The sequence below is a fragment of the Haloferax profundi genome (assembly GCF_001469865.1).
Classification (GTDB): domain Archaea; phylum Halobacteriota; class Halobacteria; order Halobacteriales; family Haloferacaceae; genus Haloferax; species Haloferax profundi.
This window is the reverse complement of sequence record NZ_LOPV01000404.1, coordinates 1-2,720: the sequence shown is the minus strand read 5'-3', so window position 1 is coordinate 2,720 and position 2,720 is coordinate 1. Positions and strand designations below refer to the sequence as shown.

At 61.0% G+C, this 2,720-nt stretch carries 3 protein-coding genes; all 3 read left to right on the top strand.

Annotated elements, in window-relative coordinates:
• On the top strand, positions 1–1,228 hold a 1,228-nt coding region (locus AUR66_RS13925; RefSeq protein ID WP_157533136.1), incomplete at its 5' end, for an SLC13 family permease.
• A gap of 214 nt (positions 1,229–1,442) precedes the next feature.
• Positions 1,443–1,754 (top strand): cupin domain-containing protein, encoded by a 312-nt coding sequence (locus AUR66_RS13920; protein ID WP_058572896.1) that lies wholly within the window; start codon positions 1,443–1,445, stop codon positions 1,752–1,754.
• A gap of 99 nt (positions 1,755–1,853) precedes the next feature.
• A partial coding sequence (locus tag AUR66_RS13915) for a DMT family transporter (protein ID WP_058572895.1) occupies positions 1,854–2,720 on the top strand: 867 nt, incomplete at its 3' end.

Sequence of the window (2,720 nt, the reverse complement as noted above, 5' to 3'; positions counted from 1 at the left end):
ACGGATTGCGTTTTCGATACTCGTCCGATTTGGAACGACAGCACGAGGGCTCGTCCTGGGCGTTATGGTCGCGACGGCGCTCCTCTCGATGCTCATCTCGAACACTGCGACGGTTGCGATGATGGTGCCAATCGTACTCGGAATCGTCGAGAGCGTGACCGAGTTGACGAAGTTGGACGAAGACAGCGCTTCGTCGACGGCCTCGAACCTCCAGATAGGGATGTTGCTCGGCATCGCATACGCGGCGAGTTTGGGAGGCGTGGGAACGCTTATCGGAACACCACCGAACGCAATCGTCGTCGGCCAGGTGTCCGAACTCATCGGCTACGACATCACCTTCGTCGAGTGGCTCGCAATCGGGCTTCCGATGGTGGTTGTCACACTCCCAGTCGCGTGGGTTCTGCTGACGTACGTCGTGTACCCTCCAGAGGAGTTCGACGTGAGTCACGCACGGAAGCGCGCCCGAAGCGAGCTTCGGTCGATGGGGTCCCTCTCCTCTCAGGCCCGCCGGACCGTCCTTATCTTCGCTGGAACCGCGTTCCTGTGGCTCCTCGGTGGATTCGGGTCCCTGTTCGCGGACGTTCTTCCGCCCACGTGGTTTGTCACGCTCTTCGGTGGAACAGGCACCAACGTCTTCGGAACGACCGGTCACGAGGGCATCCTGTTTTACGTCCTCGTCGGGGTGCTCGCGATACCGACACTGGTCGTGAGCGGAGCGACGGCGTGGGACGACTTGCTCGATATCGATTGGGGAACGCTGTTGCTTCTGGGTGGTGGAATCTCGTTAGCAAACGCGTTGGCCGACACGAATGCCACCACGTGGCTCGCCGAGGTGACCCTCGGGTCACTGGAAGGGACATCGATCGTCGTGGTGCTTCTCGTGATGATTACGATGGTTGTCGTCGTCGGTGAGTTGGCGTCGAACACCGCGATGGCAGCCATTCTCGCCCCACTACTGATCAACATCGGTCCGATGTACGCCGAAGCACTCGGCACGTCGACGGAACTCGCGTCGGTTTTGTTAGCGGTGACCGGTGCCATCGCTGCCAGTTACGGGTTCGCGTTGCCGGTTGCGACGCCACCCAACGCGATCGTCTTCGGAACGGGGTACATAGAGCGCGACCATATGCTCCGTGCGGGTGCGTTGCTCGACGGCGTCGTCATCCTCTTGACGACGGGCGTCGCATACCTCCTCATTCGATTTCTCTGGCCGTTCGTCCTCGGTTGACGGAGAGACGAGAGACACTCGGAGAGGCACAGTCGCTGAGAGTTCGTGAGACCGTTCTCGCTCCACTCTCATCGTGCCCTCGGCAAACCATCCGTCCCCTCAGAAAACCATCACCCCCTGAGCACTCCGAGAAAGCCTGGAAGACGTCGAATACTCCCGAACGTGTTCGGGTCAACACTCACCCTGTCTCGCTAGAATCGTCCACAGAGAACAGATGTCCGAACTCATCGCTCTCGACTCACTTCCCGAGACGACCCACGCAGAGGTATTCGACGACAACCGCCCACGGACGGTCAGACTGAAACTCGATGCTGGTCAATCGGTTCCAGCACACACGCATCCGGGGACGAACATCGTCCTTCACCTCGTGTCGGGGCACCTCGAACTCACACTCGACGACGAGACGTTCGACGTTCGTCCGAATCAACTCGCGCGATTCAGCGGCGAACGGGAGATATCACCGCACGCAGTCGAACCAAGTACGGCAGTCCTCGTATTCGCACCTGCAGGCGAAGGCGAACAGTAGTCCAGACTGCGGGACGGCCGTTACCAGTTCACGGCCACGACTCGTCGAACACGACTCCAGTTCCACGGAGTATTTACAGACGTGCCACTGAGACAGAATATGGACCTCTCGGCCCCGCTTTCTGTCCTGCTTCTCGCGTTCGCGCCGGCAGTCATGTGGGGGTTCACGCCAGTCATCGAGAAGCGAGCACTCTCGGGGGGAGGGAATCCACTCCAAGCGTCACTCGTCGTCGTCGTCGTCGACTCGGCGATTTACCTCGGTGCGCTCGCCGTCTTCCAAGACAATCCATTCAGTGGCATCTCGCTCGAAACCATCGGCATCTTTGTCGCTGCTGGGGCAATCGGAACTGCATTAGGTCGGCTTGCAATCTTCGCGGGGAACGCACGCGTCGGTGCGAGTATCTCCAGTGCCGTGGTCAGTGCGAGACCACTGTTCGCGACGGCGCTCGCGGTTGGATTCCTCGGCGAACCCCTTTCTGCCCCGACTGCCGTCGGTATCGTCGTCCTCGTCGTCGGCCTCGGCGTCCTCTCTGTCGCGAAAGGCGGTGACCTCGAAGGGTGGTCGAACCGAGACTTGCTCGTTCCACTCGCCGCTGCTGCATTCTTCGCTCTCGGCAACGTCGCCCGGCGGTGGGGCCTCGCTGCCGGCGAAGCGACACCGCTCGAAGCAGTCGCAATCAACGAGTTCGCTGCACTCCTCACACTCGGTACCTACGTCGCCGTCGTCGGCAGAGACCGAGTTCTGAATCGCCCTCGCCGGTCGTATCTCGTGTTCGCCGCGAGCGGAGTCATCACGTCAGTGGCGCTCCTCTCGATGTTCACTGCGCTCGCAGCACCGGAGGGACGAATCGCAGTCGTCGACCCACTCGTCGCCACAGCACCACTGTTCACCGTCGTCTTCTCGTGGATTTGGCTCGGTGACCTCGAACGCGTCACTCGCGGCGTCGTCGCTGGCGTCGTCCTCGTC

Coding starts and splice junctions, on each gene's coding strand:
- AUR66_RS13920 (WP_058572896.1), top strand. CDS start 1,443: ATGTCCGAACTCATCGCTCTCGACTCACTTCCCGAGACGACCCACGCA.